This window comes from Peredibacter starrii (assembly GCF_034259205.1).
Lineage (GTDB): Bacteria > Bdellovibrionota > Bacteriovoracia > Bacteriovoracales > Bacteriovoracaceae > Peredibacter > Peredibacter starrii.
In genome coordinates, this window is the sequence record NZ_CP139487.1 from 1,408,657 (window position 1) to 1,434,645 (window position 25,989).

Genomic DNA, 25,989 nt, shown 5'->3' on the forward strand with positions numbered 1-25,989 from the left:
TTCTACGCGCGGTTTGAAAGAAAGGTCGATTAGCAGGCAGTTATTTGAGAGGAGGAAGGTAATGGAAGAAATGAATGTAGTAGAGAATAAAAAAAGGGGAAGGAAGCCCAAAAATCAAAAGAAGGATGTAAGTCTAAATCAAGAGCAATCAAAGTTTTTCGTGGACTTGAGTAATGAAAAAGATTCTTTGGATTTGATTTTTGGTCTTCTAAAGAAATGCAATGAAAAGGATTACGGGAAGGTAATCCTTTTTAAAGACCTCTGTCTTTATGCTGTTAGCAAGCTCACAGATAAAGACATCGATAAAATCCAGGAATCAAGCCTTGGAGAAATGGAGAAGGTGCAGAGGCTTCTTGATGACCATAACAAGAAGGCTGGCACAACTCTAAGCCTTGGTGAATTTTTAGTGAAGAAGCTTGGAATTAGCTAATAAGAAGGAGCGAAAATGAATCAGAAAAAGATTATCTTTTACGGACTTCTCGGTAAAGAACCGGAGCTTAAATATACTCGAAATCAAAAGGCTATTTGTCATCTAGCTGTAGCAGAGAAAATTGACGGGCAAGAGAAACCTATTTGGCATAAAGTAATAGTTTGGGGGAAGCAAGCGGAGAGCTGTCAGGTTCTACTTAAGAAAGGAGGAAATGTTTTTGTGCAAGGCCGAGTTGTGGAAAAAGAGTTCACAAACGAACAAGGGGAAATCAAACGATACTGTGAAGTAACCGCTGATAAAGTTGGATACCCTATGGACTTCAAAGAATGAAGCAATGGATGACCTCTGATGAGGTTGCTACATATTTAGGTCGTTCAAAAAACGCAATCTGGCTTTTAGTCTCAAGAGGACTTTTGATGAAGCGCAAATGGCACGGCCGCCTTTATTTTAAAAAGTCAGAGATAGATCGCTTAATTGATTCGGGAATTGGTTAGGAGGAAATATGGCAATAAGTGAGTGGACAGGACCCAAAGGTGAAAAGGGTTATTCTGTTTATGTAAATCTTCGTAGTCGTCCAATGCCACATTTACGATTTCAGAAACGCGTGACGGGCCTTAAAACAATGGCTGAAGCTCAGAGAACTGAGAAGGCACTGGTCAAGGAACTCACAATGAAAGTGGCTCAGGGTGAGGGGCATGGTTTCACATGGCGAATGGTTGTTGATAAATGGGCCACTTTTGTAGATTCTCCATATTTCATGGATAGGAAGTACAACCCTGCTACTGTTTCTGATTATGTATCGATGATGCATACCTGGACAAAGGACTGGCTAGATACGCCTGCAGCCGATATCAGCCGTGGTGATGGCCGAGAGGTACTAGATAGAGTCTTAGCCCAGGGACGGACCAAAGCCTTTCAGAAACGATTGAAGAACACCATCAACATGATTTTCAATTGGGGAATCGAATCAAAGATCATTCGGGGAGTAACTCACTCCCCAGTCTTTGGTTTGAAGATTGTTTTAAAAGAAGACAAGAAGCCGGAGATTTTGAAGTTGGAAGAGATCCGACAGCTGCTAAAGGAGGCCAGAGATAAGAATCATCCTTGGTATCCGATCTGGGCTGTGGCCCTTCTCACGGGGATGAGGAACGGTGAATTGTTTGCACTAAAGTGGAGTGATGTAGATTTAGAGAAGGGGCTGATTACGGTTCAGCGTTCATACAATAAGAGGACGAAGGAGTTTAAGAGCACCAAGGCGGGATACTGGAGGACAGTGCCAGTCTCACAAGAGCTAAAACAGCTTCTGCTCCCTCTTCGTCAGCAGCAGCAGCACAGAAATCACCATACTCATAGTTGTGGTGGCGGCGAAAGTGGAGATCATGGTGGTGGTGGTTTTACCGGCAGTCGCGGTGGTGGTCGTGACTCAGTTGGTTTGGATTTTGTTCTTCCCCGTATTGAAATGTGGGTCCAGGGTGCACAGGCTCGGGTTTTGAGAGAATTCTGTGTTTTAGTTGGTTTGAGTCCCATAAAGTTCCATACCCTGAGGGCCTGCTTTGCGACTCAACTCATTTCATCAGGGGTAGAACCAATTAAAGTGATGAAGGTTTGTGGGTGGATGGATTTAAAAACGATGGCTAGGTATGTGCGTCTAGCGGGAATAGAGGAAAAAGGTGTGACCGAGCATATTAAGTTGCTCCATTAAATCTGTTCGTGAAATAGTGAATTTATGAAAAACTCTAAAATTCAAAATAAAAATCTTTTTGGTTTTACTCTCGCTTCCGATGCCACGGAAGATTATCTTGCTGCTCGAATTCTTTTTGAAAAGGAGCATATCCTTCCGGCAATTCAGTTAGCAACAACTGCTATAGAGAAGCTGTTTAAATCATTCATTAACATTGCGTATGATGAAATATTTGATAAGCGTGTTCATGAGCCATATCAACTCTACTTATGTGCTGAAGAGGGCTTTAAACATCATGGTTTAAATTTCAGTACAGATTTTCTCTTTTGGCTGGATCAGGTTTACCATTCTCGCTATTCGTCCAATCTTTATCCCGCAAAAGAGATTACATTTGGTGAAAAGCATTTTCTTATGAATTTAGATGAAATTTTTTATAAGACGTTTGAGTTTTATAAAAAATGTAATGATGAATTGGCGTCCTTATATTTTTGTAAGCCGTTTCTTTCCCAAATCACCGCTAATAATCACATTCATCAGGGACTAAAAAAAGAAGACGAATCCAAGAAGGCGCAGAAGATTTTCTCATTCTTCTTCATTGATGGGAGAAGGACTGATGTGAAAACTCATATTAGGGCTTTTAATCCGTCAAACCCATTTGTGTTTAAGGACGTACAAATCCAAGGGGAAAGTGTCGTCTTCAATTTGGATGTAGGAACCTTGTCCCCCATGGACCTACCTCCTGACTATTGGACGCAATATAGCGAGCAATGGACTTGATGATTTTTGGGCTATTTTAATCTACTTTAGATAAACGCTACGTAATAACAATAGGTTATTGTCTGGTTAAAGATGTAATATAGTTATGTCGATACCTTCATGGTGACATAGGTTGATTACACTGGCTTGTTGATGTAATATGTATATGTCAAACCATCTTTGAGACATAGGATACTTACATGATGCTAGAGAAGCTTAAAAGCAAATTTTCGAAGGGGACTTTCAGCTCTAAGGATGCTGAGGCACTTGGAATAAGTGCGCGCATGCTTACTCATCTTTTTAAGAAAGGTGAGATACAAAGAATAAGTCGAGGCCTTTATGCACTGGCTGGAGTTGATCCAAGTGGTGAAGACTGGAAATATTATGATCTGGCCGTAACTGCGAGTTCATATAAAGACGCAGTTATTTGCCTCATCTCGGCTCTCTCTTACTGGGAGGTCACAGAAGAATTTGCTCGTTCCTTCTGGCTTGCCTTTCCAAACAATCATCCCCCAATAAAAAATTCGATGGTGAGAATGATTCGACCGAGAAATCTAGAACTCGGAATAATTAAAATTCAACTTTCTGGAGTCGTGGTTAAAATCACAGATCCGGAAAGAAGTATTGTGGATGCCTTTAAGTATTTGGACGAAGAAAGTTCTGTTACAAGTCTTAGAATGTATCTAAATCAAGAAGAATCAAAAATTAATATCGTGAAGCTTGTTAATTACGCAGTGACACTTAAGGAAGTTAAGCTTCTAAAAATTCTAAAAGACATAGCGTCTGCACAGGCAAAGTCTTACCCATCCCTTAAAGGAAAAGCTTTTAAGGATACGATTAAAGAGATTTCAAAAATTAGGGAACACGCATGAACGAGGAACAAATCAAAGCACGCCTTGTCGCAATAGCAAAAGATCAAAAGAAGACATTCAATGATCTGTTGAAGCCGTTATCCTTTGAGAGATTGCTGGCAAGGGTTGCAGTGTCTCCTCATCGCAGCAAACTCATCTTTAAAGGAGGACTTTGCTTAAAGCAATTTATTGATGGAGGAAGAGAGACGATTGACATTGATTTTCTCATTAGAAGAGTTGCAGCAGAAGCTGGAGTCATAGAGCAAGTTTTTAAAGAGATTTTAGCCAACGAACTGGATGACTCTTTTAAGTTTTCATTTATAGATTGTGAGCAATTGGACGTTCAGAGCAAAAAGTATCCTGGATATAGAATCAATATACAGGTGAACCTTGGTAAGACTAAAGATCGCTTGCAGGTCGACCTGGGAATCGGTGATGTCGTTGATGAATTTGAAATGGAGTTTGATGTCCTCCAGTACAAAGGGGAGCCACTTATTAGTCAGGGAGGAGTTAGTATTCTTGCATATCCTCCAGAGTTTATTTTCTCTGAAAAACTTCAGGCTATTATTGATCTTGGTGCCCTTAATTCAAGGATGAAAGACTACTTTGATTGTCATGTCTTAATTACAAAAGGTGTACTTGATGAAGAGAAAGTTGTTTCCGCTATTCAGAAGACATTTCAAAATAGGAAAACAGAACTCAAGAAAATTGAACCCGCTCAGGAAGAAATGATAGGCCTTTGGTTGTCCTTCCAGAGGAAGGTTCCTGTTGCTCCGAAGGACATTTCCGAGGCGATCAACGCAATCAATGGATATCTTGTTAAAATTGGACTCGTTTAACGGAGAGTACGTATGGAGGACTACAAATACAGTATTCAATAGCTTGTTTTAATCTCAACATTCGATCAAAACGCCTTTTTAAGTAGCAGGACTTTTTTCAATTAGATTGTTTCTCGTCCCGTTCAGGGAAGAGAGTTTGAATAGCCTTAAGAATTTCCTCGATATTGGGTGGTTTTCTTAAAAATAAGTCCCACTCAATTTTAACATTCTGATGCATAAGACCTGCGCTAGATAAGATTATTTTTACCTTTTTATCACCGTGTATCTCACGGATTGATTTTATCATCTCTACGCCGCTCATAAGAGGCATCATATTGTCAGTAATAATCAAATCAGGTTTAGACTTCAGATAAACCTCGATTCCAGATTTTCCATCATAGGCCGACTCCACTTTGTAACCTTCCATTTCCAGCAAGTCTCTGATTATTTCTGCAATTTCGGTTTCGTCATCGATGACAAGTATTTTTAGAGTCATTCCTTCTGACTCCTCTCAATTTTATAATTTGAAACTTTATCAAGAGAAAATGTTTCGGGGTTAACAAAGACCCCATCTGCTGAGATCGTGAACTCTCTAACGCTCGTATCGTATTCACTTTCTCTTGCTTTCATAATTGATATGAGTCGATGGAGATTGTAATTTACTTCTTCGAAGCGAAGAGAGATAAGGTTTTCGAACAAAGCTGAATGTTCTCCAAACTTCAAGATAGTTTCGTAGTTAAAAGAGGCTTCTTCTGTTACAATTGTTGTAGCACCACTGTCCCTTAACTGAAGACTTAAGGCTGCCATATAAAATGATAATCTGTCAGGAAAAGCAGAAGACATTTTCATTCCATCTATCCCATCGACCAAGACTCTAGCAGCTTTATGTTCAGTAATAGATTTGATGAGAATTTCTGAAAGCTCGTCTAGAAGATTTTCCGTAGGAGGAAACCATAAAATGATTAGCTTTTTACTTTTCACGTATGATGAAAGATCCAAACCTATAGCACTTGCCTTTGATAAAATTTGATCAGGCTTTTCATAAAAGCCAAAATATAGACAAGTTTCGCCACTCTGAAGCCCTTCTTTTAGAAAATTTAGGCCTATGATGGTCTTACCTGATCCAGGTGGCCCAATGATTGATGTTATAGATTTAGGTATAATTCCGCCATCAAGCATTTGATCCAGGTTGGTAATTCCAAATTTAAACTTATTGGATTTTGAGTTTACCGAAATTTTCTGTGGGTCTCTTGCCTCTGTACGGGGAAAGAAGTTCAGGCCATTTTCATCGATTTTAAAAACATGCTTTCCTTGCTTCTGCTTCAAGCCGCGCATTTTATAAATTTGAATTTCACGAATCGCTCTTAGTCCAACGTCAGCGTTACTCAATTCAATGATCCCATCAACTAAGCCTTCGAGGGAAGTTGAAGACTTCGGATAGGTTGGCTGATTCAAAATTAAAATAGTACATTCAGTTGTACTTGCGAGTGCACTCAGTTCATGAATAAAAGTCGCGACTTCCATTTCGCCTGACGAAAAGCTATTCGCAATTCGAAATCCGTCAATGACCATGAACTTTAATTTTGAATCATGAATGACCTTTGTTAAATAATTTCTGAAGGCCGTCAATTTACCCTCTTTCAGTGTCTGGTATGCCCCATAGAAAAAGATGCAGCTCCCGATTATCTTCTCATCAAAGAAGTTGAACTCTCCGATGTGGTCGAGCATTTTTCCATGCGACTCAGCCAGTAATGTAATAAAAGCAGCATGTTCTTCTGAATTTGCGAGGTTAAATAGAACCTGATTGGCTAAGATGGTTTTTCCTGAGCCCGGAGGACCTTCGATCAAGTAGATACTACCTCTAACGAGTCCTCCGCCGAGAACTTCGTCAAAACCTTTTATGTTTGTTTTTATTATCTTTTTTAAAAGTAATTCTCTTGGCATCTTTTTTCCTCTCGAAAAGGAAAATGCAATTTTAGAACCATACTTTTGAATTGGGATTTACTTTGAGCTATCTTTAAGGAGCTTTGCAACGACTTCGAGCATATTGTAGATATTAAAAGGTTTTTTAAAAAAGTAATTCCACTCAGGTTTACGAGCAGGATCTGGAGCGCCGCCAGCACTCATCAGTATATAGGGGGTAAGATGGTACTCAGGAAGTGTCCGAATTTGTTCTAATGTGTCGTATCCATTCTTAAACGGCATCATGATATCACTAATGATTAGGTCTGGTTTTATCTCAGAAAGACGATCAAGGGCTTCCTGTCCATTCTGAGCAATCACTACCTCATAGCCTTCGTCAGAGAGAAGCATTTCTAGTGTGCTGGAAATATCATATTCGTCTTCTATTACGAGAATTTTCGCCATTGATTCCCAATTTTATTGTTTTTAAGGATTTTTACAGGCGAGAGGTAATTGATGTAAACTCGTAGAGGGTAGGGAATTTATGCACAATATCCTTGTAGTGATGATGAATATGACATCAGTTCAACTATAGAAATGTCCTTGAAATAGAAGGCCATTCTGTCTATTTGGCAAGAAATGGTGTATAGGCTTTAAATCTTCTATCCACTATGAATAGACCAAATCTCATAATAATGGACATCATGATGCCATTTATGGGTGGAGTGGAATGTTTGAAATTAATTCGTCAAAATGCAGATTTGAAGCAGACTCCTGTTATTCTAATGAGCGCTGGGATCAGGCCAATGTCAGAGAGTGGAGATATGACTTACTTTATTAGTAAGCCTTTCAATTTATATAAGCTTCTAAATTTGATAAATAATATTCTTGATTCTTCCCATGACGGAAGATGAAAAGATTTTTAGACCTTTAAAACTTTTTATTGATCGGCACCAGCGTGCTGGAATAATTTTTGGATTGCTTTGAGATAATCATCAATATTTGGAGGTTTTCTTAGAAATAGGTCCCATTGAACTTCTGCACCTAAGTGCTTTACTCCTGCACTGGATAAAATAATTTTCACATTATTGTCTTTGTACTCTTCTCGTATCTTTCTAATCATACCTAAACCATCTAGCACAGGCATCATCTGATCTGTGATAATGAGATTGGGCTTTATTTTTAGATATGCTTCAAGACCAAGCTTCCCATTATACGCTGTCGTTACAGTGTGCCCTTCCAGTCCAAGCAATTCCTTAACTAGTTCTGTGAGATCTTTTTCGTCGTCTACGACGAGAATGTTTAAACTCATAACGTTCTCGGATTCTTATGTTCCACAACTTCATCTGCGAAGAAAGAATTTTGGTTCACGTCGATACCCTGAGAAGAGATTGAAAACTCTCTTGAACTAGTATCATATGGACTTTCTCTTACCTTCAAAATTGCAATCAATCTATGAAGTTTGGAAAATACATTAACATATCTAAGAGAAATTATATTTTCTATTAATGCAGAATGCTCACCTTGCTTAAGTGATAAATCGTTGTTGAAGGAGGTTTCTTCTGTCAAGAGAGAAGTTGCACCACTGTATCTCAAAAGAATGCTTAAAGCCGCTACATATTTCGAAAATCTTTCTGGATAAACCGAAGACATTTTGATGCCATCAATTCCATCAACAAAAACCCTTGAAGCACTATGTTTTGTAATGAGATTCATTAGCGTTTCTGAAATCTCGTCGATTAAGTTTTCTGTTGGAGGACACCAAAACACTATCAATCTTTGGTTTTCCAGATAAGGAGTAAGATCTATGCCTATACTTGCAGCTTTTGTTACTAGTTGAGAGGGTTCTTCATAAAATCCAAAGAAGACACAAGTTTCTCCAAGCTTCAGACCTTCTTCGAGAAATTTTAAACCAAAAAATGTTTTTCCTGATCCTGGAGGGCCAATCAAGGATGTGGTGGAGCCAGCTTTGATTCCTCCAATCAACATTTCATCAAGACACTTTATTCCGAATTTAAGATTACTATGTGAATTTTTGAAGATGGATCTTCCCATTTTTCGCGATTCTGTTCGAGTAAATATTTTAATCCCGTCAGCAGAGATATTAAATACGTGATGGCCTTTATTCTGATCCAAGCCACGCATTTTATAAATTTGTATTTCGCGAATTGTCCTAAGACCGGTATCAATTAATTTCAATTCGATGATGCCATCAACTAAAGCTTCTAAAGAAGTTGGGCTTAAGGATTTTGTTCCTTGGTTGAGGAGTAGTAGCGTACATCCAGTGGTACTGGCCAGGGCACTCAATTCATGAACAAATCTTGCGGATTCCGTTTCTACAGAAGAAAAATAATCAACGATTTTGAAGCCATCAATAACAATGAACTTAAGGTTTTGGGCATGTATAAGATCAACCAAGAATTTTCTTAACGCTGCTAATTTTCCCGCCTCAAGAATGTGATATGCACCATAATAAGATATATCAATTCCTACTTTTGATTTGTTGAAGTAATTCATCTCACCAATGTGGTCCAGCATTTTGCCATGCATTTCTGCGAGTAAAGTAATAAATGCGGCAGGGTCTTTCGGGGTGGCGAGATTAAAAATGATTTGATTTCCGAGAATTGTTTTTCCTGAACCAGGAGGGCCATCTATCAAATAAATACTTCCTCGGATAAGTCCTCCACCTAGTATCTCGTCAAGACCATGCACTTTAGTCTTTATTATCTTTTTTTTTAATTCATTAGGCATGGCAAATACTCCTACAAATATGCATGCAACATCATGGCCTTTTTTGTTGGCTTTAAATGATTAATATTTGGAAATTTATTTGGACATGTTTCTACGCGGCTGTGGCAGATAGGGATTTATCATAGAGTGAATCACTCTTTTATGGGGAAACATTGTGATCTTTGGAGTTTTTCATAGCGTAAATTGGAAGTTCTACAGTAAAAGTGGAGCCTTCATTTAGCTTACTATCAACATGAATCTTACCTCCATGTGCCTCTACAAATTGCTTCGTAATATAAAGTCCCAGACCCAGCCCACTTACTTCGTCTTGTGAGGCCACTCGCTCGAACTGGTCGAAGATTCTCTTATTGTCGACCTCCGCGATTCCAATTCCTTCATCGCGAACAGTCAGAAGCCCTTTGTCGCCCAGCTTAGATATTCTAATATAAATGGGGTTCCCTTCTCCATATTTCATGGCGTTTGTAAGAAGGTTCGTAACTACCTGTTCAATGCGGTGGCTATCCCATTGGCCAACGACTCTTGCAGCTGTATCTAAATTGATATCAATTTCTGAGCTTTCGAGCAGCGGTCTAAATCTATTGACTACCTCGAGGACGACTGCTCCAAGATCTGTTTCTTCAATTGAAAGCTGAAATTTTCCCGTTGCGAGCCTCGAAACATCAAGCATATCATCTACCAGACGGATCAGACGATTCAAGTGTCGCTCATCATCATGTAAAAGGGCGGGAATGCGCTCTGGCGAGAATTCATCTAGATTTCCCATTTCAAATTTGCGCTTTCTGAGTTGCACTTGAAGCCTAAGCGAGGAAAGTGGTGTTTTTAGTTCGTGGGAAGCGAGGGATAAAAATTCGTCACGAGCTTTAATCGCATCCCTCAAATCCTTCTCCGTATTCTTGATTTCTATGATTTTCACCCGAAGTTTCTCATTCGCATCTTGCAATTCCTGAGAATGCCTAAGAATATCGAATTCCATCTGACTCGTCTTATGTTGGAGATCTTCTGTTAATTTATCTTTTTCCATCCCGAGTTGCTTTAAGCGAACATAATCAGTCACATCTTCAACTTTATGTATGATGACATGAAGCCGGCCGTTAGAATCCTGCACAGGCGTATTTGCCGGACTCCAATAACGCTCTTCAAATCCTCCACCCTTAGAGGCAGGAAGGCGGATATCATATTTCTGGACTGCCATGGCGTCGGGGGCCTTGGTCTTGATAACTCTATTCAGAGATGCACGAAGATTATTTACCCCGGTTGCTTTCAAGTCCTCGGGATTGTCTGGGAATACTTCAAAAAGTCCACGTCCTACAATTTCTTCTCGCTTTGTCATGGTTGCTTCTGCATATGAGTTACTTACCTCGACGATAGTAAAATTCTCGTCAGGTAAAAGAACCAAATACATTCCAGGAGCGGATACAAAAAGGGCGCGGTAATCGAGGTCGAATTCAGCCTTTTGATTTAACTGTGAATGAGATGATATATCGTTTCTGTTTTCGGGTTCTCCCATCTTCGCATTATGAGAGTTCAAAAAATGACTGTCAAATGTGGTGCCTCAATGCAGAGAACTTAAGTGAGTCATGTCGATATTAATTCACGAAGTGAAGTACGTAGATTAATAAATTGTGAAATATTATGGATAAATAATGAAAAAGCTAATGTGCGCAAAATCGTACTGTCTGTAGCTTCTTATGCATCTCATTTTGACTTCCCAGCCTGACCTTCCGAAAATGCATTTAACTCTTATGAGAAGATAATAGTTACATTGAGCGAATAGAGGAAATATTTCAAATGCCACAACTAGAAGAAGCAATGTATCGATCAATTTATGGGCAAATGCTTCTAGATAACCGCAAAAAATTGTTAGCTCTATTCATTCAGAAAGTGCGGCAAACAATGCCATCTGCAAAGACTCTCGATGATAGAACGCTTGAGAATAGTTTATTTGAATTTATAACATCTATTGCAAAAATTATTTCTTTGGAAGCAGACTTAGATAATTGGGATCTATTCAAGGAGAATGTTGAAGCATCACGTGAACATGGAAAGTCACGCGCTAAAATAGCTAGTTATACTCTGGATCAGGTCATCTCTGAATTTCGTTTACTTCGCTCCTTAATCTTTTCAGCTTTGGAGGAAGATGGAACTTTTCCAGCTATTGAGAGAGATAAAATATTATTCGCTATCGATAACGGAATGACTCAAGCAGCTACAGAGTTTGCCTACGAAAGAGGCTTCAAAGATGCTCGGCTCTCTAAAGAAATATCTGCAAAGAACTTGGCCTTGGATGAAGCGAATTTTCTTAGGAATGAACGTAAACAAAGAGAGACATTTTTCTCCACCGTGACCCATGATATGCGAAATCCTCTCTCCATCATCAAGTCCAGCGCAGAAATGATAGTCAAACGACCGGATGATCTTCCAAGTGTTCTCAAATATGCAAATAAGATCATAAAAAATATTGATAGATCTAATGTCATGATCAAAGACCTTCTAGATAGTAAGATGTTAAGAAGTGGTGGAAAACTTTCATTGCAGAAGGTGGAATGTGACCTTGGAAGCATAATCAAAGAGACATGTGAAGATCTATCAGAGGTATATGGACCTCGATTTAAAACTGAAAAGATCCCAACAGTAAAAGGTAGGTTTGATTGCAGCGGCTTGAAGAGAGCCCTGGAAAATCTCATGATAAATGCAATAAAATACGGGGCTCCAGATAAACCAATAAAAGTTTCCCTAAATCAAACTAAAACTGAATTATGTATTCAGGTACATAATGAAGGCAATCCTATCCCATTAAAGGATCAAGCCTCTCTTTTCGAGTACTACCATAGATCGAATGTTCAAAATGGGTCTCAACTGGGGTGGGGGATAGGTCTGACTTTAGTCAAAGGTATAGCCGAGGGCCATGATGGTAAAGTTGAAGTGAGAAGCTCAAAGGATGAAGGAACCACTTTCTTTATTATACTTCCCATTTAAATTAGATCCTCATCTAAAAAGAATTAGCGGCTTATGTCTGGACTACGGAAATGAGTAGCATTAAAATCAAAGCATACTTGAGCTCATTTTTGAGCGTTTAGTAGGTCTTGTGACAATAAAAGTTTCGCGGAAATCACAAGATGATTTGAAATCCTACGGGCCGTGACTATTTTGGCTACAAACGACTTATAAGTTTTTGTAATTAATCAGTCCCACCACCTCCACCAGAAATCGAAAAAATAGGGCCGGCAGAAATGCTGGCCCTTTTTTTTGATTTAAGAAGACGTGCCCATGATGGGCGAGGCTGGATTCGAAGAAGCCCAAGGGCGCCGGAGCATGGATGCGGAGGCGACACTCCCACCAAGCACATTTCAGCGTCCAGGTGTGAATATTGATCCATGTCGACCAGGTCGATGTCCCACTATTTTATTGAAAGCGTAACTGAAGGCACTCTCAGATTCGTATCCGACAATCTGTGAGATCTCAGCAATCTTCTTTTCGCGCTTTTCGAGTAATTCGCATGCGATTTGCATTCGGTACCTCGTGAGATAATCCAGCGGCGAGAAGCCCACTTGGTTTTTAAACTTTAGAGCAAACCCAGATCGGGACATTCCTGCGAGCTTTGCGAGGCTTTCCAGGCTCCAATTCTTTCCGAAATCGGTATGCATGGATTCAATAACCTTCATCAAATTCGCATCTTCGAGCGCAGTAATCCAATTCGACTCCTTTTTCTCTATTTGAAGGTACACACGGAAGATCTGTAGAAGCATGATCGGAGCAAGGTGATTTAGAATGACTGACCTACCGGGCCTTTGATTGAGGTACTCCGAATGAAAACGCTCAAGGCCCCATCGAAGAACCAAGGCTTGATCAAGATTTTCTGGGATATGAATGACGGGTGGAAGCTTTTCTAGAACGACTTTCGCAAAGGGTCCTTCGAATGTGAAAAGGGCACCCGTTAACAAAAAGTCCTCACCGCCGTTGAATGATGCAGTACCTTCGGAGTTCTTCGAAAGGACGGTTAAAGCGTTAACTTTTCTCTTGCTGCTTAAATCCCTTCCAATAGAAAAGGGTTTCCCTTGAGTCATAAGGAAACAGTCACCCGTTTTGAAATGATATTTCTGGCGACTTCCTACTATTGAGAGGGAGCATTCCCCTCGTAAGATGACGTTGAACTTTATGCCTTCATATCCTGGAAATTCTATCACCGTGCGCCCTCCGGCTTCGAAGCCTCGGCTAACGGAAGTTTTGAGATGCACGTTTGTAAGCGTCGTCGAAAGTATATCGGTCTTATTCATTTGGACTATTTAGCATAACCATCGCACTTTGTAGCATTTAAAATCTCGTCCCCCTGCTTTAAGATAAGATTTTTTGAAGGAGAGATCTTATGAAAATATTTGTTACTGGCGCTACGGGCTTTATTGGTTCTGCTGTCGTAAAAGAATTGATTCGCTCAGGACATGAGGTTCTAGGTTTAGCTCGCTCTGAGAAGTCTGCACTGTCCCTGCTTGAAGCCGGAGCAAAAGTACATCGCGGAGATCTAGGTGATTTGCAGAGCTTAGCGAGCGGAGCAGCTCTATCTGATGGTGTGATTCACACGGCCTTCAATCACGACTTTTCTCAATATGTGGAAAATTGTGAGAGTGATCGAAGAGTAATCGAAGCGCTAGGATCTTCACTCATAGGAACCAAAAAACCTATCGTCGTCACATCAGGGACTGTTGTTTTACAGAATGGTGTGATGGGACGGGAGAACGATTCCAGAATTGGAACTTCGAAAGATATTCCGCGTCTCGCTTCGGAAGAAGCTGCACTGACCCTTTCGGCGAAAGGGGTAAATGCTTCTATTGTTAGACTTTCTCCTAGTGTTCACGGTGAAGGTGATCATGGCTTTGTTCCAGCGCTTATTGCAATTGCACGTGAAAAAGGCTTTTCTGCCTACGTCGGAGGAGGAAAAAATCGATGGCCCACGGTCCACAGACTAGACGCTGCCAGGCTTTTCCGTCTGGCTTTAGAAAAGAGCGGTCACTGTCAGGTTTATCACGGGGTAGGCGAAGAAGGCATCGCAACGAAAAACATTGCTTTAGCTATTGGGAGAGGATTGAACATCCCAGTGAAGTCAATTTCAGAAGAAGAGGCTTCGAGCCACTTTGGCTGGCTTGGTGATTTTATGCTGAAGGACGTGCCGACCTCCTCCGAACAAACTCGCAATCAACTTGGGTGGATGCCTCGAGAGGTGGGATTAATTGATGATTTAGATTCAGGGATATATTATAACAAATAAAAAGGAATCGATATGTTTAAACGTGAAGCTATTTTCCCTCGTGATCCGCATGCCCTCTATGAACAGCACGGTTATTCTCCTGCTGTAAAATCCGGCGACCTTCTTTTCGTATCTGGACAAGTTGGAGCAAGGAAAGATGGAACACCTGAGCCAGATATACAAAAACAAGTCCAATTGGCGTTCGATAATCTTAATAGTGTTTTATCGGCTGCTGGTTGTAGTTTTGAGAATGTGGTTGATGTGACCATATTTATCGTTGATCCTGAGAAGAACTTCGAAAAAATCTTTCCAGTCTTTCAGAAAAACTGGGGAGAAAAGCCATTTCCGACGGTCACGGCCGTAGGGGTAACATGGTTGTCTGGGTTTTTGTTTGAGATTAAGGTCATCGCGCAGATGAATCCTTGAACTCAGAAAGGTCCCATGCCTAGATATGTAGCCTTCCTTCGGGGAGTCAGCCCGATGAATTGCAAGATGCCGGACCTCAAGAGGTGTCTTGAGGATGCCGGATTCACGAATGTGAAAACGGTGATTGCCAGTGGGAATGTTGTGTTTGATTCAAGGAAGACAGCAGAGTCATCACTCGAAAGAAAAGTGGAGGCGGCCATCAAAAAAGGACTTGGTCGCGAATTTCTCACCTGTGTCCGATCTGTGGATTATCTTCAGAAGATGCTTGATATGAATCCCTACTCCGATTTCAAACTTAAGGTCGGATCTAAGCGTGTAGTTACTTTCCGGCGTGACAACACATCAGTTGATCTCAAGCTACCATTCGAGCTTGATAATGCTCGCATGCTCCGTCTTGTGGGCCAAGAGCTCTTCAGTGTTTATGTACCTTCTCCAAAGAGTCCTGCATTCATGCAATTGATTGAGAAGTCGTTGGGCAAAAACGTCACGACTCGCACTTGGGAGACGGTCCAAAAAGTCGTGCGTGCTTAAGTAGACCTTACGGAATCAAAACAGTTAATTCGTTGATATCTTCGTAGAGAGTGTCCGGTTCAGCGCCTAAAGCTTTTTTCCACTTTCCATTGAATCATTCAATCTCAAGAATCGTGTCTATCTTGGGATCAAAATGAACAGTAAACAAAGGCGGGATGCCCGAAGACATTCCCACCACCTTTTAAATTTTACCGAAGTTAATTGATTGGCATAAGCTTCGTGAGTCTCTCATCTCTTAAATAAAGCCCAAGCCAAGCAAAGATTGGAAGAAGAGTTTGCAACACGACTGGCTCTCCAATTCTTAAATGAGTAAAAATTGCTCCGCCCATATAGCCAGTAATTAAAACCGCACCAATATAAGCTGTTTTAGGAATCACATACAGGATAGTTGATAACAATTGAAGAATGAGTAAAGTCGGGACGAGAGTTTCAGGAACTCCGGCATTAATCATATTTTTAATATAATCGGCATTCTTAGTTAGTTTCATTGAAGCACTGAAAAGCAAAATCAAAACAGGCAAAGCCGAAATTACACGTCCAATCCAAATTTTTTTCATGATAGTTCCTTTTGTATACTGGGTTCTCTTTATAGACTGATCCTAACATGCTATTTTGAATTGCAAAGATGGCACATTCAATTCACTAGGTATACTCGAGGGAACCAATGGCTAAAACAATCACGATCCCAGGATATGATCCCCAAAAATGTGAACTTAGAAGTTTCATAGATAGAGTCGCGGACAAGTGGTCTTTGATGATCATCAGTTTGCTCGCCAATTCTCCAGACGAGAAGGCGCGGTTCTCTGACCTTAAAAAGTCAATTCCTGGTATTTCCCAAAGAATGTTAACGACCACTCTTAGGAATCTCGAAAGAGATGGCCTGGTTAATCGTGAAGTCTTTGCTGAAGTGCCTCCACGAGTGGAATATCAATTAACGAAGTTAGGTAAAAACCTGAAAGTTCCAGTTGGCCAACTCATGGCATGGATTGAAGGTAATTGGGGAACGATTAAGAAGTCGCGGGAAAAATTTGATTTGAAAGCGAGTAGAAGTTAGATGGTTATATGAATCGCTCCTGTTCTACTCATCACTAGGACTTATTGATGTGATAGAAATCCTTAGTAAAATTATGAGGATTATGAAAGGCATCAATCAAGAGCTATGCTGTCTGAAATTAGTGCGACTTGCCCAAACTCCCTCACACTAGAAGAATAGTGGAAAAATAAGGGGTTCCTTTATGCAAATCAATTCTAGAGAAGAAAAACATTTTGCGAAAAGTGAAGAAGCGAAGCCGCTGAGAATTAAAGACGCTGAAGGGAGCTATCTCATCAGTGAAGAAGGAAAGCGGTATATCGATTTCAGCTCTGGTTGGTGCGTAGGAAATTTAGGCTGGAAGCATCCACAGATTGATGAGGCCATCCGAAACTTTAAAGGACCTACATACATCTATCCTCATTTTGAATACGAACCTTGGTTCGAGCTTGCAAGTCTTTTGTCAGAGATAACTCCGGGGAAATTAACAAAGTGTTTTCGGGCCACAGGTGGAACTGAAGCAGTGGAAATTGCACTTCAGGCAGCAATGGCCCATACGGGAAGGCAAGAGTTCATCGCAATTGATGGGGCCTATCACGGGAACTCGATTGCGACTCAAGGTTTAGTGGGAGATTCGCCGTTCTTTAATTGGAAAAAATTAAAGCCACCTCTCACGGAAGAAAGTCTCAATGATTTGGAAAAGCTACTCAAGGGCAAAAAAGTGGCCGCCTTCATCATGGAACCCGTGAGCATGAATTTGGATGTGATGATTCCAAAAGCCGCATTCATGCAGGGAATGCAAGAGCTCTGTCGAAAGTACGGCACGCTTATCATCATGGATGAAGTCGCAACTGGTTTCGGGCGAACAGGCAAACTCTTCGCTACAGAATATTTTGATATCGAGCCTGATATCATGTGTATTGCGAAGGCCCTCTCAGCTGGAGCTGCTCCCATTGGTGCCACTCTCTTGAATAAAGAAGTAGGGAAGTCGATGCAAGAGGAAAATTACCCTTATTCCACTTACGGGTGGCATCCTCTGAGTGTGGCCGCGGCGATCGCAAGTGTGCGCTTCTTTCAAAAGCATTGGGACGAATTACAGGTTAATATTCAATTCATGAATGAATACTTCCAACAAAGATTCTCTCAGATGGAATTCAAAAAAACTCCAAAGATGAATATTATGGGCATGGCCATGCATCTGGATTTTGGGAAGTCAGATTATGGCGAGAAAGTGACGGAAAGGGCCTTCAAGAAAGGTCTAATCCTTGCGGAAGGCACGACTCTGTTTCCGGCCCTTGATATCGATTTTGAGACTGCTAAGGCGGGGTTGGATATACTGGAGAAGAGTTTGTAATGATGAGTCCTACTTATTTCTTTCTAAAGCACTTCGAAACCGAAGGATTTACACCTGTTCGCTTCTCCTGCCACTTGCTTGCTCAGAGATTGGGAAGTAGCCTGAGGGGCCAGCACCGATAACAAAAAGCTGGTAAAGAGGTTGGGTGAAATCTCGGAAATCTAAATCACCGGGAGATTTGGCGTGAAACTCTTTAAAAACAACGACTGTCTGCTAGTTCAGTAAAGATCAGAAATAGTATCAGTACTAACTTACTGGAGCCGCACGTGGGACTCTCTACTGGAAAGTCTTTCGGACGTGGGTTCGATGACGAGGACGGGATGCCCGAGGCTGCGAGCGAAGATGGTAAGCTGGGGTCGGCGGTTCAATTCCGCCCGTTGTTACCATTGGAGCGAGTTCATCGAAGCGGTGGAGGCGCGGAGACATTCCCATCACTAAAAATTTCAGACGGTGCCCAAACTAATTGAAAACATTACTGCTTCTCACACACTCGTAAGGGCGTGTGGCAGAAATGTGGCAAGAAAAGAAATCTTAAGTAAATTCACAATAATAAAATGTCGATAAATCTATAATGCTAAGACGGATTATCCTTAAAATATTTAGGGTTTATATTATCGTTGATAAAAAGAGTGAGAGCTTCACCTTCGTTCACTATTTAGTAATAGTCGCCATTTCAGCAGTCGTTACAGCAAGTATAAAGAGGTTCGTTACTCAAGGTCATATTTTTGATAAAAGGCCTGCAAGCTATATTATTTACGATGTTGTGGAACCTCAAATCTCACTGCCTATTCATGAGCAACTAAGACAATATGATGATTAGAGATCGTTTCTTAATTAAGAAATGGGTTTAGCACGATGCTACTTAAAGCCATGAAGACCATTTTCTGTAAAAGGCGACTTTAACTTTTTAAGTGATAGATAATGAATCGACTTATAAAACAAATTGTTTACCTCTATCTTAGAGAAAATAGAAAGCGAAAAAAGCTTAACGAGGTTGGATGCTTTAGATCACTTCACACTGCTCTTCGTAAAAAGCCGGGTATTGTTGTTAAAGAATATCATGCAAAATCGTATGTAAAATTTTCGATTCAAGATACTAACTTTAAGAAAATAAAAAAATATGGCAAATGCGAGCTGTCTGACCTTGTTATCATATCTTTTTCATCTAAAAAGCAGCATCCAGTTAAGATAACATTTCTTCAAGCTAAAATTACCAAAAATAGTATCTCCCATGCGAAAAGGTATAAACACAAGTACTCTGTAGATCATACGCAATGGGATCTTTTACATAATCGTCCTTCTGTGAAGCCGACAGGACAAATTAAAAATAAAGTTCCATCAACAATACTTTCTAATGCTGTTTATCCATCTATTGGTTCATATGGTTTTTTTATTCCAGAAAGTAATGGGAAAGATGCTGGATTCAGTTTTTTCAGTTCAGCCATATTAAGACCCGTGAAAGCGATTTGTGGAAAAGCGGGTCAGGTCACTGTACAGATGGGTAAAAACAGAAAAACAAATCCAGATGAAACAAACTATTGTTGTTGTTTATCCATTTTTTTAGAAAATTTATTTTTGGGAAGGATCGGTAGCCCTATACGTACACAAGCTGAGAATGAGCTTGTGGGTGGTCTAATAAAATCAATACTAGATGAAAATGTTTCTACTGAAGAAGAGACAATATTAAATTCTCTGAGAGAGCAATTAGATTTGGATCAAAAAGAAATTCAAAAAATAAATATGCGTTTTGTTGTAATAGATACATCAAAAATTCGAACTGAAGCTTAAGTAGTTGTTTAATTACAAGAGGAGATAATTTATGTGGCCTAGAGATCAATTTACTGGTCCAGGTGGTGGAAGATTCACTGGTCCAGGCGGAGGATTATTCACAGGACCAGGTGGTGGAAGATTCACTGGTCCAGGCGGAGGATTATTCACAGGACCAGGTGGTGGATTATTCACGGGCCCAGGTGGTGGATTATTCACTGGCCCAGGCGGAGGTTTATTCACTGGTCCAGGTGGAGGATTATTCACTGGTTCATGTTCAAATCCATACAAAAGCAACATCCCACCTTGGGATGTTTTCATTGAAGAACTTGAAAAAAGAGGAAATAAAAGAGTTGCTGATTTATTGAGGGAACATATTAAGTAGAAAATCATTCTTAGAGGAAGTGCTTATTCTACGGTTTCCGAAACGTGTGGCAAAAATGTGGCAAGTCACACGTAAATGGCCCTTCTTAAAACTATGGTTCCAGCACACTTTTCCTGAATCGGTACTTACGTAAAAGTGTGCTGGATCTTTTCTTAACAAATATCCCTGATTATGAAAATGAGATCGATCTTGAAAGAATTTTTAAAGAAAGAAATGTGTTGATACTATTATTTTTCTATGAATCTAGTTATCGATTTAGAAAACTGCTCACGTCTCCGAATCTTCTCCTCAAACTCTTTCTCATCCGATTTACTCAATGTCCTCGCAACTTTAGCATCACTCTTTTCCCATCGTTTTAGCCACTCTTCACCAAGTAGAGTCATTCCGAGCTTTTCCGCTAGTGTAGCCTCGTTGAATGCGACAGTCGTCGTACTCTTCGGACCAGAAGCTGGTCCGTAGCCAACAGTGAAGCCGACTGCAAGGAGTGTAGCTCGAACTGCGGTAGAAGCTGAATAGTTTAAAAGTTGAACCTCATTCCCACGACAGTAGTCAAAGATCCTGGCGAAGGCTTCCTCACTCCAGAGTTCGACGTTGGTATGGATAGAGAAGGGATCGTAGAAAATCACATGTGGTTTCGGTGCACCTTCGAAAGTGTGGGCGAAATCGCCGTGAAAGAGTTCCCATTCGATATGCCCCTTCGGAGAAACCCATTTATTGTTCTTTAAGAGCTCGTGAGGAGCTGCGTGATGAAGATGCGGGAAGTGATGGGCATTTCGAAGAGCTAGTTTTAAAGGATCTGTATCGTTTTCAAAGCTCACGATGCGAATCTTACCCGTGAAATCTTTATCTAAAAACTCGTGAATGACGGCCATTGAATTATGGGCGGCGCCGAGGCCTACATCCCAGATCACAACTTCATCAAGTTCGTTGAATCTTTCTTCAATCCTAGCAGGCAACACGTAGAGGTTGCGCGCTTCTTCTTGTGGAGGATTCACTGAATGCATGACTTCGCCGGAGCTCTTCTGGCGAATGCTAGAAAATCCGCGACCTGAGTCATGAACTTCGTAATCTCCAAGTGAAAGGCGTTTATCTTTTTTATACGGCTTTTCAGGAGTCATCGGAGTAGGCGGATTTTCTTCGTCGCTCATTACAAGTTCTTTTCTTTTACGGTTGTAAAAATCGAGAAAAGTTCCGTTAAGAATATTCATTCTTATCTCACGCATTAAGCGATGATAGAAAGTAATGTTGTGGAGGGTGAGGAGGTGCCAACCAAGAGGCTCATCAGTTTTCATGAGATGATGGAGATATGCACGAGAGTAGTTGGTACAGGTTAGGCAATCACAACTTGGATCGAGTTTCTCTTCAGAGAACTTGTACACCGAGCGTCTCATCTGGAAATTCCCGAGACTCGTGAAAACAACTCCTCGTTGGGCATATTGATTCGGGATAATACAGTCGAACATGTCGACTCCGCGGTGAACCGCTTCGAGAATGTCGATCGGAGTTCCAACTCCCATCAAATAGCGCGGGAGATTTTCCGGAAGCATCTCTGTTGCGATGGCCGTAAAGTCTTCCCGTTCAGATTTCGTCTCACCAACAGCAAGACCTCCGATCGCTAGACCATCAAAGCCTTCACCATTAACTCTAAGATTTGTAAGTACATCTGCGCTTTGCTTCCGAAGGTCTTCGTAACAGGCACCCTGAACAATCCCGAACATTGATTGCTGAGAATCTCCGCGGGCCTCAAGGCTTCTTTTTGCCCAGCGGTGGGTCAGCTCCATCGCGGCCTTCGCGTCTTTGTGAGAGGCATTGCTCTCAATACACTGATCGAGAACCATCATGATGTCGCTGTTGATTGCTTTTTGCATATCGATCGAAAGTTCAGGTGTGAGCATTATGGGTCGATTGTCGACATAGCTTAAGAATCTTGCCCCTTTTTCATTCATTTCACGATGATGAGAGAGCGAAAAAATTTGAAAACCACCCGAGTCCGTAAGTACGGGACGATCCCAGTTCATGAACTTATGAATGCCATCGAACTTTCTCATCACTTCCGCGCCTGGGCGAAGGAGGAGGTGGTATGTGTTGGCGAGTAGAACATTAGATCCAGCTGTCTTGAGCGATTCGACAGTTTGATTTTTCACCGTAGCTTGAGTTCCGACTGGCATAAATATCGGGGTCTGCACTTCCCCATGAAGAGTAGTGAACGTGGCCGCTCGCGCTCGTGATCCCGATGCTGTGGCCTCTAGTTTAAAATTCAATCGACTCATTATTCGTAACTCACTTTTAGAAGATAAAGTCCTCGCGGATCGGCTTTTTTCCACGGCCTCTGTTCTTTTAGCTCACCATGGAGATATTGAGAGAAGTCTTCCACCGTGAGTCTGCCGTTTCCAACCATCCATAGAGCACCTACAAGGTGGCGGACCATGTGTTTCAAAAACCCTTTTCCGACGATCCGGAATTGCCAGCAGCTTGTGACTGGTCCCGCTGTAAAAAGGGAATCCTTGAAGAGTTCATGGGGATTGATTAGTGTTAAATCGCACTCCAGGATGTCCCGAATTGTTGTATTTGAGATTCCGCCAATAGACCAAAAGTTTTGAAAGTTATTTCTTCCCTTAAGCATATCGACGCATGCCTGGATATGATCGATGCTCAACGGATAGGGGGTCTGCGCAATATAGCGCTGATCTTGGCCTGAAACTCCAGGCCTGTTCGTGAAGAGGTAACGATATTCTTTTGAGGTCTGATCGACTGATGGGATGAAATCTCCTGCGCACGGAGAGAGGGCGAGACATCTGATGTGCGTCGGTAGTGCCGCATTCAATCGTGCAGGATCAAGCGGTGATGAATCTTCGGCCGAAATCTTGACCACCTGGCCGAAGGCGTGAACACCTTTATCAGTGCGGGAAGCCGATCTCGTTGTGACTTTCCCCCGGAGGATCTGCTGCAACGAGAGGTTGAGGTCACCCTGGATCGTGGGCATGCCTTCCTGCCACTGGAAGCCTATGCGGTCAGTTCCGTCGTATTGGAGTATGGCCTTGTAGTAATTCATGAGAACATCATGACTTAAGAATCTCGAGTAGGCTATCGACTTCAAAGGACCAAACTTCAATATCTTATGACTAGATAAAATCACCTCCATCAAACAAACCACCGGCATTTAAATAAGAAAGCTTAAGTAAATATGTATGTGCTAGATACCGATAAGACTTAGATGAATTTCATCAAATCATGTTTTCATTCTTTAAGAAGCCGTTTCAAAGAAAAGGGCTTCCGATATCTTATAGACATATTTTATCTTCTGATTTTCACTGAAATCTTTCCCTATATATTAGTAACTTTCCTTATTCTCATTAAATTTCGAAGTGCAATTTGGGCCAAGATAATAAATGAGATATCTGGAGGCTAAATAGAAAGATCGCTTTATCCATTATCATAGAAGGAACTCCGTGAACGAAGATGATAAAAAAACTGGTTGGGAAAAATTTGATGAGTGGTTTTTGACTCGTACAATTTGGCCTAGATATAGAAGACCATATAAAGACCTTCATGGTGTAAATCTTTTTATCCTGTGTCCGTTGGGTCTGTTCATGTTTCTTATGAGTGAGCTTTACTTTGGGGGGATTCGTTTCCAAGATGTCTCGTTAAAAACGATTTATCTTTTATCCATTTTTACTTGGATATTTATCGCATGGCTTTTATGTTGGAGTATTAAAAAATTGTATCTTCATCTAAAAAGATAATATGCTATCAGTTCAAATACGAAGCAGGAGTGTAAAAACTCCCGCCACCCGCATTACTTGTTCTGTGCATTTATAACCGCATCTAGAGAATACTTTCCTGCTCCTGTGAAGAAAAGCGTCGCAGACATTATCAAAAATAAGAATGCCAGCTCTGCTGATCCAGTTCCCCAGCCGCTGTTGCCTCCGCCAAGTGCGAACCATTGTGGTAATCCCAGGTACTCAACACCTGCACCAGCATTCGTATTGCTGATGGTAATACGAAAGAGGGGATCTCCAGCAACTAAGTGAGTTCTAACTGCCATCACCATTGTGGCGACAACCCCAAAAGTTGATACGGGTGTAAGAAGTCCTACTGTAACTGCTAATCCGCCACCCACTTCTGCTAAAACGGCGAGAAACTGAAAGAGTGCTGGAACCGAATCTCCTAACCAACCTGTGGGATTGGCCAGCTTAGGTGTCCCGTGAAGAACCATGGCCAGTCCGGCCACGATTCTTAGAGTTAAAAGTCCAGTTGAAGTAAATGAGTCATGAGAACCAGATCTGAAGATTTTATTTGTGAGTTTCATATGAAGTATCCTTGTAATTATGGTTATCAATAAAGACGTAAATTTTTGCGATCTTGCCGTTAGCGAAAAGAATGAAGTCTTCACCGGTATGAACGATCTTTCCTTTCGCATCAACTAAGTTCCATTTCGCGCGAGTGGAGTCATGATGAGTTTCAACTTTTGTCACGACAAACTGATGCTGAGGAAACTTTTTGTGAAGCTCATCATACATATTTTTGAGATTCTTATGTCCCACTACAGTGAAGAACGGATCAATGAAATCGATATTGGAACTGTAAGCTAAATCAAAGAGCGTATCTCTCTTTGCCGAATCTAATTCATTAATGGCATCGAAGTGTTTGGTAATAATAATATCTTGTTTAACAAAGTTTGTTTCCACAGCTTTTCCTTTTGGTGATTCTCCTAATTCAAGTTCTAATCCCCATGGCGACATAAAATGGACCCATGTTTCTCCAGCCGTTTCCCCGAAGGTCATAACCATTGGTTCTCCAATAACTGTCAGACCTTTCTCACGAAGATACTTAACCGCCTCGTGAATGTTCTCAGTGTAGAAGGCGATATGATGCCCACCAAGATCTTCGTGATCAGGAGGAGTCTTTTTGCCTTTAGAGTTTTTATATTCAAAAAGCTCGATATTAGTTCCATCTCCACAAGTGATCATGCTCAACTCAATGGTCTTCGCTCTAGGCTTAACCTTCTGCTTCCGATCATTCGACATACTGTGGTCCATATTAAATGGACCCATATGAGTTAAGGGTGCACAACCAAAAGTATCTATAAAGAACTTAGATGCTTCTGCGATGTTTGGGACTGTAATGCCCACGTGATCAATTTTCTTCATCGTGAGCGCCGGATCTTTTGAGTAGGCATGGGCACTTATCATCAGTAATAAAAATAAAAGTTTCATATTTCTCTCCTTAGACTTGAGCCTGGCCACCATCGACCGCGATTTCAGCACCATTGATGTAGCGACTATCATCTGAAGCTAAGAACAGAACTGTATTTGCAATTTCTTCTGGATCAGCAAGTCTTCCAGAAGGAACTGTCGCGATGAGAGCTTCTTTTAGATATGCGGCCTGGTCACTTGGAACTAGATCAAATAATCCAACGGTTGATGTAGGGCCCGGACTGATTGCATTCACTCTGATATCCAACCCTTTGAGGTCAGTCGCAAAGCTTCTTGCAAATGATCTGATAGCGGCTTTGGTAGCAGCGTAAACACTGAATGCTGGATTCCCACGATTAGCTCACTTGAAGAAGTAAGAAGGACTGAGCTACCACGTGAAAGAAGTGGAATCGCTTTCTGTACAGTAAAGAGAGTTCCTTTTACGTTGATATCGAAGGTTTGGTCATAGTGCTCTTCTGTGATCTCTGGAAGGGCCTTGAATTCACCACCACCAGCATTCGCGATAAGAACATCGATGCGACCCTTAGTTGATTTCACAACTTCATAAAGATGATCGAGGTCTGAAAGCTTAGAGATGTCGCCTTTCACGGCCGTGACGTTTCTTTCAAGTAATGTGACTGCTTTATCAAGCTCCGACTGTCTTCTTCCTGTGATGAAGACATAAGCTCCTTCATCTACAAATTTCTTAGCGATGGCCAAACCAATTCCTGAAGTGGCGCCTGTAACTACTGCAATTTTTCCATTTAACTTACCCATAAAATATCTCCTGTAGAGGTTTGTTGTTTTCGTTAAATCAATAATAGAGGCTGCAGGCATATTTGATTAGTCTGGATAATCTGGATATACTGTCCA

At 41.1% G+C, this 25,989-nt stretch carries 29 protein-coding genes and 1 pseudogene; 17 read left to right on the top strand and 13 right to left on the bottom strand.

Translation table 11 applies throughout. The features are described from left to right. The first annotated feature begins 61 nt into the window (after positions 1 to 61). The 7 genes from SOO65_RS07010 (at position 62) to SOO65_RS07035 (ending at position 4,557) form a co-directional block, all read left to right on the top strand. Positions 62 to 430: a hypothetical protein gene (locus SOO65_RS07010; RefSeq protein ID WP_321398754.1), complete on the top strand. Its 369-nt coding sequence runs from the start codon at positions 62 to 64 to the stop codon at positions 428 to 430. A 15-nt stretch (positions 431 to 445) separates the two neighbouring features. Then, a complete protein-coding gene (locus SOO65_RS07015) occupies positions 446 to 760 on the top strand; it encodes a single-stranded DNA-binding protein (RefSeq protein ID WP_321398756.1) in 315 nt (104 codons plus the stop codon). 8 nt (positions 761 to 768) lie between these two features. Then, positions 769 to 924, top strand: coding sequence for a helix-turn-helix domain-containing protein (locus SOO65_RS20780; protein WP_407677001.1), 156 nt, complete (start codon positions 769 to 771; stop codon positions 922 to 924). A gap of 8 nt (positions 925 to 932) precedes the next feature. Beyond that, positions 933 to 2,132 carry a tyrosine-type recombinase/integrase gene (locus SOO65_RS07020; protein ID WP_321398758.1) on the top strand — a complete coding sequence of 400 codons (1,200 nt, stop codon included), beginning with the start codon at positions 933 to 935 and terminating at the stop codon, positions 2,130 to 2,132. Between the two features lie 24 nt (positions 2,133 to 2,156). Continuing rightward, entirely contained in the window at positions 2,157 to 2,888 is a 732-nt protein-coding gene (locus SOO65_RS07025) for a hypothetical protein (RefSeq protein WP_321398761.1), read from the top strand. 263 nt (positions 2,889 to 3,151) lie between these two features. After that, positions 3,152 to 3,739 (top strand): type IV toxin-antitoxin system AbiEi family antitoxin domain-containing protein, encoded by a 588-nt coding sequence (locus tag SOO65_RS07030; RefSeq protein WP_407676989.1) that lies wholly within the window; start codon positions 3,152 to 3,154, stop codon positions 3,737 to 3,739. Next, the gene (locus tag SOO65_RS07035) at positions 3,736 to 4,557 is read left to right on the top strand and encodes a nucleotidyl transferase AbiEii/AbiGii toxin family protein (protein WP_321398763.1); all 822 of its coding nucleotides are present in this window, start codon (positions 3,736 to 3,738) and stop codon (positions 4,555 to 4,557) included. The genes SOO65_RS07030 and SOO65_RS07035 overlap by 4 nt, the downstream gene beginning before the upstream one ends. 97 nt (positions 4,558 to 4,654) lie before the next feature. Here SOO65_RS07035 and SOO65_RS07040 read toward each other — a convergent pair whose 3' ends face one another. The 3 genes from SOO65_RS07040 to SOO65_RS07050 are packed head-to-tail and all read right to left on the bottom strand — an operon-like array spanning position 4,655 to position 6,903. Next, on the bottom strand, positions 4,655 to 5,032 hold the full coding sequence (locus tag SOO65_RS07040) for a response regulator (RefSeq protein ID WP_321398765.1): 378 nt from the start codon (positions 5,030 to 5,032) through the stop codon (positions 4,655 to 4,657). Then, positions 5,029 to 6,480 carry an ATPase domain-containing protein gene (locus SOO65_RS07045; RefSeq protein ID WP_321398768.1) on the bottom strand — a complete coding sequence of 484 codons (1,452 nt, stop codon included), beginning with the start codon at positions 6,478 to 6,480 and terminating at the stop codon, positions 5,029 to 5,031. Before SOO65_RS07045 ends, SOO65_RS07040 begins: the two co-directional genes overlap by 4 nt. A gap of 57 nt (positions 6,481 to 6,537) precedes the next feature. Further along, the gene (locus tag SOO65_RS07050) at positions 6,538 to 6,903 is read right to left on the bottom strand and encodes a response regulator (protein WP_321398771.1); all 366 of its coding nucleotides are present in this window, start codon (positions 6,901 to 6,903) and stop codon (positions 6,538 to 6,540) included. Between the two features lie 251 nt (positions 6,904 to 7,154). On the opposite strand from SOO65_RS07050, the gene SOO65_RS20785 reads away from it, so the two are divergent. Continuing rightward, the gene (locus SOO65_RS20785; RefSeq protein WP_407677002.1) at positions 7,155 to 7,352 is read left to right on the top strand and encodes a hypothetical protein; all 198 of its coding nucleotides are present in this window, start codon (positions 7,155 to 7,157) and stop codon (positions 7,350 to 7,352) included. Between the two features lie 26 nt (positions 7,353 to 7,378). Here SOO65_RS20785 and SOO65_RS07055 read toward each other — a convergent pair whose 3' ends face one another. The 3 genes from SOO65_RS07055 to SOO65_RS07065 all read right to left on the bottom strand — a co-directional run bounded on the left by SOO65_RS07055 (position 7,379) and on the right by SOO65_RS07065 (position 10,696). After that, a complete protein-coding gene (locus tag SOO65_RS07055; protein ID WP_321398773.1) occupies positions 7,379 to 7,750 on the bottom strand; it encodes a response regulator in 372 nt (123 codons plus the stop codon). Next, the gene (locus tag SOO65_RS07060; RefSeq protein ID WP_321398776.1) at positions 7,747 to 9,189 is read right to left on the bottom strand and encodes an ATPase domain-containing protein; all 1,443 of its coding nucleotides are present in this window, start codon (positions 9,187 to 9,189) and stop codon (positions 7,747 to 7,749) included. The genes SOO65_RS07055 and SOO65_RS07060 overlap by 4 nt, the downstream gene beginning before the upstream one ends. A gap of 139 nt (positions 9,190 to 9,328) precedes the next feature. Then, positions 9,329 to 10,696 carry a sensor histidine kinase gene (locus SOO65_RS07065; protein ID WP_321398779.1) on the bottom strand — a complete coding sequence of 456 codons (1,368 nt, stop codon included), beginning with the start codon at positions 10,694 to 10,696 and terminating at the stop codon, positions 9,329 to 9,331. A 281-nt stretch (positions 10,697 to 10,977) separates the two neighbouring features. Between SOO65_RS07065 and SOO65_RS07070 the strand changes: the two genes are divergently transcribed. Then, a complete protein-coding gene (locus SOO65_RS07070) occupies positions 10,978 to 12,165 on the top strand; it encodes a sensor histidine kinase (protein WP_321398781.1) in 1,188 nt (395 codons plus the stop codon). Between the two features lie 371 nt (positions 12,166 to 12,536). Here SOO65_RS07070 and SOO65_RS07075 read toward each other — a convergent pair whose 3' ends face one another. Then, positions 12,537 to 13,463, bottom strand: coding sequence for an AraC family transcriptional regulator (locus tag SOO65_RS07075; RefSeq protein WP_321398782.1), 927 nt, complete (start codon positions 13,461 to 13,463; stop codon positions 12,537 to 12,539). An 89-nt stretch (positions 13,464 to 13,552) separates the two neighbouring features. Here SOO65_RS07075 and SOO65_RS07080 point away from each other — a divergent pair, with 89 nt between their 5' ends. The 3 genes from SOO65_RS07080 (at position 13,553) to SOO65_RS07090 (ending at position 15,385) form a co-directional block, all read left to right on the top strand. After that, positions 13,553 to 14,449 carry an SDR family oxidoreductase gene (locus SOO65_RS07080; RefSeq protein WP_321398784.1) on the top strand — a complete coding sequence of 299 codons (897 nt, stop codon included), beginning with the start codon at positions 13,553 to 13,555 and terminating at the stop codon, positions 14,447 to 14,449. A 12-nt stretch (positions 14,450 to 14,461) separates the two neighbouring features. Beyond that, complete coding sequence (locus SOO65_RS07085; protein WP_321398786.1) at positions 14,462 to 14,854, top strand: RidA family protein; 393 nt, start codon at positions 14,462 to 14,464, stop codon at positions 14,852 to 14,854. Positions 14,855 to 14,920: 66 nt separating this feature from the next. Continuing rightward, positions 14,921 to 15,385, top strand: coding sequence for a DUF1697 domain-containing protein (locus SOO65_RS07090; protein ID WP_407677003.1), 465 nt, complete (start codon positions 14,921 to 14,923; stop codon positions 15,383 to 15,385). A 197-nt stretch (positions 15,386 to 15,582) separates the two neighbouring features. Here SOO65_RS07090 and SOO65_RS07095 read toward each other — a convergent pair whose 3' ends face one another. Next, on the bottom strand, positions 15,583 to 15,942 hold the full coding sequence (locus SOO65_RS07095; protein ID WP_321398790.1) for a DoxX family protein: 360 nt from the start codon (positions 15,940 to 15,942) through the stop codon (positions 15,583 to 15,585). A gap of 107 nt (positions 15,943 to 16,049) precedes the next feature. On the opposite strand from SOO65_RS07095, the gene SOO65_RS07100 reads away from it, so the two are divergent. From SOO65_RS07100 to SOO65_RS07115, 4 genes are all read left to right on the top strand, one after another. After that, entirely contained in the window at positions 16,050 to 16,439 is a 390-nt protein-coding gene (locus SOO65_RS07100; protein ID WP_321398793.1) for a winged helix-turn-helix transcriptional regulator, read from the top strand. A gap of 181 nt (positions 16,440 to 16,620) precedes the next feature. Next, positions 16,621 to 17,769: a class-III pyridoxal-phosphate-dependent aminotransferase gene (locus tag SOO65_RS07105; RefSeq protein ID WP_321398795.1), complete on the top strand. Its 1,149-nt coding sequence runs from the start codon at positions 16,621 to 16,623 to the stop codon at positions 17,767 to 17,769. A 921-nt stretch (positions 17,770 to 18,690) separates the two neighbouring features. Next, entirely contained in the window at positions 18,691 to 19,557 is an 867-nt protein-coding gene (locus tag SOO65_RS07110; RefSeq protein WP_321398797.1) for a hypothetical protein, read from the top strand. 31 nt (positions 19,558 to 19,588) lie between these two features. Beyond that, positions 19,589 to 19,921, top strand: a complete 333-nt coding sequence (locus SOO65_RS07115) for a hypothetical protein (protein ID WP_321398799.1) — start codon at positions 19,589 to 19,591, stop codon at positions 19,919 to 19,921. 227 nt (positions 19,922 to 20,148) lie between these two features. On the opposite strand, the gene tgt is transcribed toward SOO65_RS07115, so the two are convergent. Then, complete coding sequence (gene tgt, locus SOO65_RS07120) at positions 20,149 to 22,191, bottom strand: tRNA guanosine(34) transglycosylase Tgt (protein WP_321398801.1); 2,043 nt, start codon at positions 22,189 to 22,191, stop codon at positions 20,149 to 20,151. Further along, the gene (locus SOO65_RS07125; protein WP_321398803.1) at positions 22,191 to 23,018 is read right to left on the bottom strand and encodes a pseudouridine synthase family protein; all 828 of its coding nucleotides are present in this window, start codon (positions 23,016 to 23,018) and stop codon (positions 22,191 to 22,193) included. Before SOO65_RS07125 ends, tgt begins: the two co-directional genes overlap by 1 nt. Positions 23,019 to 23,370: 352 nt before the next feature. Here SOO65_RS07125 and SOO65_RS07130 point away from each other — a divergent pair, with 352 nt between their 5' ends. After that, positions 23,371 to 23,664, top strand: a complete 294-nt coding sequence (locus SOO65_RS07130; protein WP_321398805.1) for a hypothetical protein — start codon at positions 23,371 to 23,373, stop codon at positions 23,662 to 23,664. A gap of 53 nt (positions 23,665 to 23,717) precedes the next feature. Here the strand turns inward: SOO65_RS07130 and SOO65_RS07135 are convergent, their stop codons facing one another. The 3 genes and pseudogenes from SOO65_RS07135 to SOO65_RS07150 all read right to left on the bottom strand — a co-directional run bounded on the left by SOO65_RS07135 (position 23,718) and on the right by SOO65_RS07150 (position 25,893). After that, complete coding sequence (locus SOO65_RS07135; RefSeq protein ID WP_321398807.1) at positions 23,718 to 24,230, bottom strand: DoxX family protein; 513 nt, start codon at positions 24,228 to 24,230, stop codon at positions 23,718 to 23,720. Next, the gene (locus tag SOO65_RS07140) at positions 24,214 to 25,137 is read right to left on the bottom strand and encodes a VOC family protein (protein WP_321398809.1); all 924 of its coding nucleotides are present in this window, start codon (positions 25,135 to 25,137) and stop codon (positions 24,214 to 24,216) included. The genes SOO65_RS07135 and SOO65_RS07140 overlap by 17 nt, the downstream gene beginning before the upstream one ends. A gap of 10 nt (positions 25,138 to 25,147) precedes the next feature. Beyond that, positions 25,148 to 25,893, bottom strand: a pseudogene (locus SOO65_RS07150) (SDR family NAD(P)-dependent oxidoreductase). Between the last annotated feature and the right edge of the window lie 96 nt (positions 25,894 to 25,989).